Source organism: Lysinibacillus sp. UBA6686 (assembly GCF_002455205.1).
Taxonomy (GTDB): domain Bacteria; phylum Bacillota; class Bacilli; order Bacillales_A; family Planococcaceae; genus Lysinibacillus; species Lysinibacillus pakistanensis.
In genome coordinates this window covers 1-9,545 of record NZ_DKJS01000022.1, presented here as the reverse complement: position 1 = coordinate 9,545, position 9,545 = coordinate 1, and the positions used below count along the sequence as shown (strand labels likewise).

The window sequence follows — 9,545 nt, the reverse complement described above, 5'->3', positions numbered from 1 at the left end:
CTCGCTTTTCTGCTCCGCTTCAGTACTTTTTCGCTCAGCTTGTCCTCTTTCCTGCTCTGCTCCACTCCGCCCCACTCTTTTTCACCCAAGTCACACATTTTTCGCTCGGCTTCCGCTTTTTAGACTTGAACCATACCTTTTTCCTAGCTTCATCCCCATTAATCAGTTCGCCCACTTCTCTGCTTTCCTTAACCTAAAAAAGTAGCACTTCACAATTCGTGAAGTGCTACTTAATGACATAATTAACTAACAAAATATTGTTCAACTATGGTTTCTACAGGTAAAGGCTTGTTATATAAATAGCCTTGCCCCTTTTGACATCGATGGCGCTTGAGGAAATCGACTTGAGATGGTTCCTCGATTCCTTCTGCGATGACCTCTAAGCCCAAATTATGAGACATTGAAATAATAGCCTTGATAATGGCCTCGTTCTTATCATCCTTGGCAATGTCAGCAATAAATGATTGATCAATCTTTATAATATCAATTGGATAGCGCTTTAAATAACTTAAAGAGGAATAGCCAGTACCAAAATCATCCACCGATACATAGACACCTAATTGCTTTAATTCCGTTAATATGGAAAATGTTTCGTGGACATTAGTCATAGAGCTTTCCGTAATTTCTACTTCGAGTAATTTAGGTGGAACATTATACTTTTTCAGGGCTGCCTCAATTTTTCGGGCGAAATTTTCCTTTCTAAATTGCTTTGGTGAAATATTCACGGCTATTCGTACAGGACGATAGCCTTTCATTTGCCACTCCTTTTGATAGCGACATACCTCATTAATTATCCAATCGCCAATTTCAATGATTAAGCCTGATGCCTCTGCAATAGGTATAAATTGCGCAGGTGATACAAAGCCAAATTTACGATTATTCCACCGTAACAATGCCTCAAAACTATTGATACTATTATTCGTTAAATCCATTTGCGGCTGTAAATGAATACTTAGCTCATTAAATTCAATAGCACGTCTTAAGTGTGCCTCCATTAATGCCTCGTTAGGAAAAACAGTGATCATATCTTCTCGATAGTAGCGATAGTGTGAACGTCCATGTTCCTTTACAGAAAATAACGCTTTATCCGCTTTACGCACTAGAGTCTCTAAGTCCTTGCCATCCGCAGGGCTAAGAGAAATACCAATTGATACACTAATAAAATATTCCTGCCCATCAATCATAAACGGCTGTTTGAGAGCATCTAATATAGCATTTGCTGTTTTTTCTATTTTATTGATGTTTGCATCTTTTAGAACAAATATGAATTCATCACTGTTATAACGATAAAGAGAGCACTTTGAGTAGCACAGCTCACGAAGTCTATGACTAAACATGCGCATCAGCTCATCTCCCTTACTTTCACCAAGGGATTCATTAAATTTTTTAAAGCGGTCAATATCCACTAAAATAAGTGCTGCTTGTTTACTTTCGTGCTTTTTATCATTTAAATGATGCAGCCAATGCTCTTTAAATGCTTTACGGTTCCAAATACCTGTCAGTTCATCCATTAATGCTAAATAATAAAAGGATTCTTGATCATTCATAAAGCTATTGGCATCTTTTACAAATAAATGGACACCAATAATTTCACCATTAAAGTAGGTTGGATGAGTCTTTAAGTAAAAAGGTTCATGGCTAAGCAATTGGTCTTTAAATAAACATTTAGGCATACCAAAAGCAGAACCCTCAATCGTTTTTGCAAATAATAATTTGAATTCATCGCTATACTTACTCTCTAATAATGAAAAAATATTTCGTCCTATCAGGTTGTGATGCCCACTTGATAATAGAGTAGTGGCGGCAAAGTTTTGATGTATAATACGACCTTGAACATCAGTTGTTAACACAGGACTTACATATTGTTCCACAAATTGTAAATAAGGTGCCACATCATTATGTGTCTCTCGTAAAATAACTGCAACAACTGATTTTTCTAGATGCTGTACATTGGCTATAAATGTTTTTACTTTGTTCCCTGTACAAATCTCTAGCTTATGATCCATATTTAGTTCTCGCTGTAATATTTTTGATACCTGTAGCCAGCATTGCTCTGGAAAAAACTTTTCGGCATTGGTGGCATCCACATCCTGTAGCTCAATTAATGATGGTAGTTTATCGTTAAAATTAACGATTTCAAATGCTTTTGTATCAACTTTTCTTAAACATACAACTGCATCAAATGGATTAAGCTGTATGACTTGGTGATAGTCTGCAAATGGCGCTACACTCTCTTTATATTTTTCCATTATATCCCTCACTAAGTAGCGTGTTTGCTTTATTCTTCGTCTAGCGTAGGCTTTAGTGCATCCTTTAAGAACATTTCTTGACTATTAATAGGATCTTCACTTCGATCAAACTCTTTGTAATGATATTTGCCATTAGAATCTTGAATACGTGCTTTGGCAGTATCCTCAAGTTGTGAATTCATGATGTTAATAATACGAGCTTTTGCTTCACTTGCATATACAGGGAATAAAATTTCTACACGTTTAATCATATTGCGTGTCATCATGTCCGCTGAAGATAAATAGACTTTGTTTTCCCCATTATGATGGAACCAATAAATACGGGAATGTTCAAGGAAACGGCCAACAATGCTCGTTACAGTGATATTGTCACTAATGCCAGGAATTCCAGGTCTAATACAACAAATGCCACGAATAATTAGCTCCACTTTGACACCTGCAATGGACGCCTCATATAGCTTCATCATTAAATCTTTATCTGTGAGTGAATTCATTTTTGCACGAATAAAACCATTCCCATACTTCTTATGACAGGCTATTTCCTCATCCATTAATCGTATAAATTCATCTCGAATATCAAACGGTGCCACAACTAAATGATTAAAAGTAGGCTTCTCTGTATAGCCGCTTAAATAATTAAAGAAGTTAGTAGCATCAATACCAAATTCCTTATCTGTCGTTATTATGCCCATATCTGTATAAATTTTTGCAGTAGCATCGTTATAATTTCCCGTACCTAAATGGACAAAGCGTTCAATTTTTCCGTTACGGCGACTCACAACAAGCGTTATCTTAGAATGTGTTTTTAAATTATTCATACCATAAATAACGAGACAGCCGGCCTGCTCCAGTTGCTTTGCCCAATGCACATTATTTTCCTCATCAAAGCGAGCCTTTAATTCAACTAAAACCGTTACCTGCTTGCCGTTTTCAGCTGCGAGCTTTAATGCCTGTATGATTGGAGAATTCCCACTTACTCGGTACAATGTTTGTTTAATAGCCAATACATTCGGATTTATTGCCGCTTCTGAGATAAAATCGACAATAGGAGCAAAGGACTCATATGGATGGTGGAAAAAGATATCCTGCTGCAATGCCTTTTCAAAAATATTTTCATCAGATTGTAAATCTAAAGGAGGCTGCGGGATAAAGCTCTCATATTCCAGATGCTCTCTACCAACTGATATCCCCTTTACAAAGGAAAACATAAATGTTAAATCTAATGGTCCATCAATATGAAAGACATCCGATTCCTCAATTTCAAATTCATCTAGTAGATAATTGAGAACTTCTTCGTTCATTTCACCCTCACGTACTTCAAGGCGACTTCCAACGCCCCATTTACGCTTTTTCAGCTCTTTCTCAATTTCAACCAGTAAATCCCTTGCCCCTTCTTCATGAATGGTTAAATCAGCATTACGTGTTAAACGGAAGGCCTGTGCTGATTTAACACTATAGCCATAAAAGAGCTTCTCAATATGGGCTACGATCACGTCTTCTAAAAGAACAACTACGGATTCCCCTTCTGCTGAAGGAACTTTAATATAACGATCTAATACAGATGGTACCTGTACAATCGCAACTTTTTCACGACTTTCTAGATCTGTCTCATCTTGCTCCAATAATACAAGTAAATTTAATGTTTTACCAAGCAATGTTGGGAAAGGACGATAGGCATCTACTGCAACAGGTGTCAGGACAGGGAAGATTGTTTCTGCAAACATTTCATTAATAAATGCTTTTTGTGTACTATTTAAATCTTTGATGTCTGCTATATGTACATTGTGTTGGGGTAATAAATCATAGATTAAATGTCTGTATACCTCTGTTTGGCGACGCACTAATGCTTGAGTACGCTCTGCAATTTTAGCAAGTTGCTCTTTCGGTGTTAAACCAGACTTATTTTCAGCCTTATGGAATCCTGCACGTACCTGATCCTGCAAACCTGCTACACGAACCATAAAAAACTCGTCTAAATTTGAGCTAAAAATGGCTAAAAATTTTAGACGTTCTAGCAGAGGGTTATTAACATCCTCTGCCTCCTCTAAAACTCGTTCATTGAAGGCAAGCCAGCTTAATTCACGATTATTATAATATTGAGGCTTGGCAATTTCCTCTAATAATCGACTTTGTGTTTCTGAAACTTCCTCTTCTAGCTGATTATTCGTCAATTCAGTTGTCATCATTAATCAACCCTTCTTCAATAAAGTTTATTTTTATTGGTATCTTTAATGCACGTTCAAGATGTTTTTTATGTCGATTTGCTTGATATTTTTCGGCAGCAGCATGATTTTTTACGTATATACCAAGCTGTACATAATCCTCTTCATTGTGCATTTCAATAGCATGTACAATTCTTCTTTTAGAGACATTCAAGGCATAAATAAATTTTAAAAGTGCTCCAAAGTCTCGTATTTTCCGATATTCCTCACGTCCCAGCCAGTCCTCAAATGGAGCTGCAAATCGCTGATAATAATCTCGATTTTTATAAGAAGCAAGAAGTGCTAATTTTACGCGTTCCTTGTGATTTAATCCGTCTATAGATTGGTTTGCTAGTAAATAAAAAGTATGTTGACTTGCAGAGCTTAGCTCAATATATTCGCCAATATTGAATACTTTCGCCGCTTTCGTCAATAATTGCAAATCTTTTGGATTATATTGCAAATATTTCAAATGACAGCACTCACGATATAATTGATCAGCTAAATGCATTAAATAGTCGACCTCGTCTTCTGTTCGACCATACTGACGAGCTAATCTTCTAGCGTTTCCCTCAAATACATTGTATTTATCATATGCACTTGGGTCCGTCTGTAAAATTCGTTGAATAGTAAGCCCCTCACGTAAGCCCTTTTTCGTTAGTTGGAACACTTCACTTCCAGCTACCTCCATTAAAACACGAAAAACTTCCAAAGCTGGGACTATAATATCTGCTCGATCCGCTGAAAGCCCATCTAATTGCTTCAAATCATGGAAGCTCAATTCTCCTAAAAATACACTAAGGTCATCTAAATTTTCCTTTGACATTTCATAGCCATGGATACTTGCAATTGGATAGTCGCATTTTTGTTGATGAATTTGAGCAATATTACGTGCACTTCCACCAATGGCGATAATCGGTAATCCAACGTTTTGAATCCATGGAAGTGCTTTAAATTGCTCTTTGATAAATGCAATGAGCTCCTTTTTTTCACCGCTATTAATAATGTCACCTTTAACAAAGCGCTGCTTTAAAGACACTGTACCGAATGGGAAACTGTAAGATTTCTGAAGTTCTTTGTTTTCAAATAGTGTAATTTCAGTACTCCCACCTCCAATGTCAATAGTTACAGCAGATTTAGTACCCATTGAATGGGCTACAGCAACAAAGCCAAAATAAGCCTCTTCTTCCTCAGATAAAAGGTCTATTTGTATGCCTGTTATTGCCTTCATTCGGTCAATAATTTCAGCTCTGTTCGTAGCTTGTCGTATAGCAGCTGTTGCAGCAGCTTTAACATCTGTTACTGCAAAATCATCAAGCATTGCTTTAAACGTTAATAACGTATCGGTCAATACTTGTATGCCTTCTTCAGACATTTCTCCAGAGGGTTGTAAATATGTACGTAAACGTGCAACTGTTTTAATATTCCCAAGTTCACGAAGTCCCTCTTCTTTATCATATAGATACAGTACTAATCGAATGGTGTTAGAACCAATATCGATAATTGCCGTTTTTAATTCATTCAAATAATCACTTCCTTAAATGCCTACATGCATATGCACAGTCTTATTTTGTCTTTGGCACATTTATCTATACAAAAAAGTCGGACTCCTTTACTAGGCATCCGACTTTCTTTCAGTTATTAATGATACGTTCAGGATACCCATTATTAATATTGTGAAGTACCTTTTTACTCTATCCAATATTGACAGTAAATCTATAAAATCAGCTGGTCTACACGTAAAATAAGCTCAGCAATTTCTGGTTTACTGATTTGATCCTCCGCGCCTACTTTATCACCTTTATGTCGAAGATCATCTGTAATTAAGCTTGAGAAAATAATGACAGGGAGCTTTTTAAGATCCGGATGTTCCTTGATTTTTCGTGTTAGATGATGTCCATCCATTTGTGGCATTTCAATGTCAGTCACCACTAATTGAACATGCTCTGATACATCGCTTCCACCTTTAACAATGGATTCTAAGTATTCATAGGCATCACGACCATTTTCAAAAAATTCGACATTAACATAGCCTGCTTCGCTCATCGTATCAAATAATAGCTTTCGTAATAATGGTGAGTCTTCCGCAATCAAAATACGTTTTTCAGAGCGCTCACGTTGACCAAGCTTTTTAACAGATTCTACACTAATACCTGAATCTGGATTAATGTCCACCATAATTTTTTCGAAATCTAGTAACAGAATCATCTGCTCATTTTGTTTAATAACACCAATTACTTGTGAGGTACCTCCTTGATACATATCTGAAGGCTTCTCAATTTGATTCCATGAAATTCGATGAATCTGTGTAACATTATCAACATGGAATACAACGCGTTGTTTATTAAATTCTGCAACTATATATTTTTGTTGAGGATTGCGCTCTGCATGTTGAATCCCTAAAACACGAAGCATATCAACTACTGGTAGTACCTCTCCTCGTAATTGAATAATCCCCTCTACATGCGGGTGCGCGTGTGGAATAAATGTTACTGGAATCGGTTGAATAATTTCTTTTACTTTAATAACGTTAATACCAAATTTATTGTTAGCCACTTCGAATTCAACGATTTCTAGCTCATTTGTGCCACTTTCTAATAATATACCTTTTTGTTCCAAAGCAACCCCGCTCCTTTCTGTTCAACTTCTTTTTATAATTCAATTGTATCATAGGCAATACATTTCTCCTACTTGCTATTTCCATTTTTATCATGAACTTTTAAATGTACAAATAGACCAATTACCGTCATTACAATTAATGTGGAAAGTGCCACCCTACTTGCTAATGTGCCATAATCTTTCATCCATAATGTAACGGTCCCGTAGACTGCTGGTCCAATGATGGAGGATACTTTACCTGAAAATGCAAACAACCCAAAAAATTGTCCACGTTTTTCATCTGGAGAAAGTTCAATAATATAGGTTCTTGAGGTCACCCACATTGAGCCTAAAGATATACCAAACATACTACCAGCAATCCAGAACATCCATTGTGCAGTAGCAAAGACAGCAAATGCTAAAGCGACAATCATTAATATCGCCACTAAAGTGATGGCACGCTTTGCTCCGATTGCCTTTGTAATATAGCCGAACGCAAGTGAGCCAATAATTGTTGAAACAGTCGATACTAAATATAGAACGATAAACTGACCTGACGTAAAGCCGACAATTGTTGTGGCATAAACAGCCATCATAGCAATCGTTGTGGCAATAGCATCATTTAAAAAGAAATAAGCAATCATAAAGGTGAAAATTGCCTTATATTGCTTCATATCCTTAAAGGTCTGAATAATTTCCCTATAGCCTTCTAGGAACTTTATAGGCTTCCGCTGAGACTTTGGAAACGGTGTATCTTTATTAATAAAAAATAAAGGCAATGAAAATAATAAATACAAAATTGCGGTTGGAATAAATGCTCGATGAAAATCACTGTTTCCTACATACAAATAAACGAGTAAACCGAAAATTGTCCCTAAATAACCAATTGCTACTCCATAGCCAGAAATAAGAGGCATCTCCTCTTTTGTTCCTAAATCTGCCATCATTGAATCATAGAATACTAGACTAGAATTAAAGAAAAATTTTGCAATGACAAAACTAGCTACAACTAAAAATAAACTTAGTGACACACCTGAAAAATTCGTGGTCGTCTGTAGGTTTGCAAAGATCCCCATCATAAAGGTAAAGAATATAGAAATGGATGCAAACCATACGATAAACCTCTTCTTATAGCCTGTATTATCAATCCATACGCCAAACAATGGTGAAAACACAACAAGTAAAAAGCTGGCAATGGCATTTGCATAAGAAATAAATGTACTTGCAACTTGCTGCATAACTTCATTTGTTCCTAAAACCTCATCCATATAAAACGGGAAAAATATTGTATTAATATTTGAAGAAAAAATTGTATTTGCAAAATCATAAAATGCCCATGAAAGTATTGGCAGCGATAAATAAAGTGCAAATTGACTTCTATGTTGTGTGTCTACTGCTGAGCCCCTCTTCATAAACCCCCTCCTCCTATTCTCTATAATATTAAATTAATTTCTCTCTGTAATAAATAATACCTTTTGTTAAAAAAAAAATAATATTATTTACAAATTATTATCGACTAGCAAAAAGAATATCCAAGCCCCTCGCTTGGATATTCACTCCATTATTCCTCGATATTTACCCACATGGAAGACCATTCTTCAATTGCTTGAAGAACTGGCGCAAGTGCATGCCCTTTTGCTGTTAGCTCATATTCAATCACTACTGGGGTTGAAGGAATAACTGTCCGTGTGACAATTTGTTCAACCTCTAATTCTTTTAATCTTTCTGTTAACACTCTGCTGCTAATTCCTAGTTGATTTTTGATAGCTGAGAACCTTTTAGGACCTTCTAATAGCTGATAAATAAGCAAGGTGTTCCAGCGATGATTCAATATGGTTAGCGCCCTTTCAAAGCGTGGACAAATTTTTTTTTGCTCCAATCTACCTGCCTCCATCGTCATTTTTTTCTTATTTAACAGTATATCATTTTTTCAAAATCTGTTTTAAAAAATAAAACTTAGTTACTTGACAAAAGTTATTTTTAAAAATAAACTAAGTTACGAAATGTAAGCGAAAGGAGATCATTAAAAATGCAAAATATTGGATCAACTATTTTACGTGTCGTACTTGGCATTATTTTTGCAGTTCATGGATATCAAAAATTTCAGGGTGGTATTAGCTTTACAGCTGATTATTTTAGTTCCCTTGGAATCCCCGGCTTTATGGCTTATGTTGTAGCTATCATCGAATTAGTAGGTGGTGCTGCGATTATTTTAGGCTTGGGTACAAGACTTTTTGGGGCTTTATTGACTGCAACAATGGTTGTTGCTATTTTTACAGCGAAGCTTAGTGTTGGTTTTATCGGAGAGAATGGGTTGGCAGGCTATGAATTAGACCTAGCTTTAGGTGCCATTGCTTTATACTTTGCCCTTGCTGGAGCATCTAGCTACTCTTTAGATGCGAAACTTTTCAAAAAAGAGTAATGTTTTCCGCAGCTTTCTATTTTCTGTGTGGTAGTGAGCAGCTTTATAAAAAGAAAGAGGCTGGGACAAAACCCT

The 9,545-nt window shown here is 36.2% G+C and carries 8 protein-coding genes; 2 read left to right on the top strand and 6 right to left on the bottom strand.

Annotated elements, in window-relative coordinates:
* Positions 1–197, top strand: a 197-nt coding sequence (locus tag B2R82_RS05360) for a hypothetical protein (protein ID WP_286923891.1), incomplete at its 5' end; no start/stop codon positions are given.
* A gap of 45 nt (positions 198–242) precedes the next feature.
* Here B2R82_RS05360 and B2R82_RS05355 read toward each other — a convergent pair.
* The 6 genes from B2R82_RS05355 to B2R82_RS05330 form a co-directional block, all read right to left on the bottom strand.
* Entirely contained in the window at positions 243–2,249 is a 2,007-nt protein-coding gene (locus B2R82_RS05355) for a GGDEF and EAL domain-containing protein (RefSeq protein ID WP_286923890.1), read from the bottom strand.
* Between the two features lie 29 nt (positions 2,250–2,278).
* The gene (locus tag B2R82_RS05350; RefSeq protein WP_286923961.1) at positions 2,279–4,432 is read right to left on the bottom strand and encodes an RNA degradosome polyphosphate kinase; all 2,154 of its coding nucleotides are present in this window, start codon (positions 4,430–4,432) and stop codon (positions 2,279–2,281) included.
* Positions 4,422–5,975: a Ppx/GppA family phosphatase gene (locus B2R82_RS05345; RefSeq protein WP_286923889.1), complete on the bottom strand. Its 1,554-nt coding sequence runs from the start codon at positions 5,973–5,975 to the stop codon at positions 4,422–4,424. Before B2R82_RS05345 ends, B2R82_RS05350 begins: the two co-directional genes overlap by 11 nt.
* Before the next feature lie 191 nt (positions 5,976–6,166).
* The gene (locus B2R82_RS05340; protein ID WP_286923887.1) at positions 6,167–7,069 is read right to left on the bottom strand and encodes a chemotaxis protein; all 903 of its coding nucleotides are present in this window, start codon (positions 7,067–7,069) and stop codon (positions 6,167–6,169) included.
* Positions 7,070–7,137: 68 nt separating this feature from the next.
* The gene (locus B2R82_RS05335; RefSeq protein ID WP_286923886.1) at positions 7,138–8,460 is read right to left on the bottom strand and encodes an MFS transporter; all 1,323 of its coding nucleotides are present in this window, start codon (positions 8,458–8,460) and stop codon (positions 7,138–7,140) included.
* 149 nt (positions 8,461–8,609) lie between these two features.
* Positions 8,610–8,927: a winged helix-turn-helix transcriptional regulator gene (locus B2R82_RS05330; RefSeq protein WP_286923885.1), complete on the bottom strand. Its 318-nt coding sequence runs from the start codon at positions 8,925–8,927 to the stop codon at positions 8,610–8,612.
* A gap of 150 nt (positions 8,928–9,077) precedes the next feature.
* On the opposite strand from B2R82_RS05330, the gene B2R82_RS05325 reads away from it, so the two are divergent.
* A complete protein-coding gene (locus tag B2R82_RS05325; RefSeq protein WP_283870955.1) occupies positions 9,078–9,470 on the top strand; it encodes a DoxX family protein in 393 nt (130 codons plus the stop codon).
* Positions 9,471–9,545 lie beyond the last annotated feature (75 nt).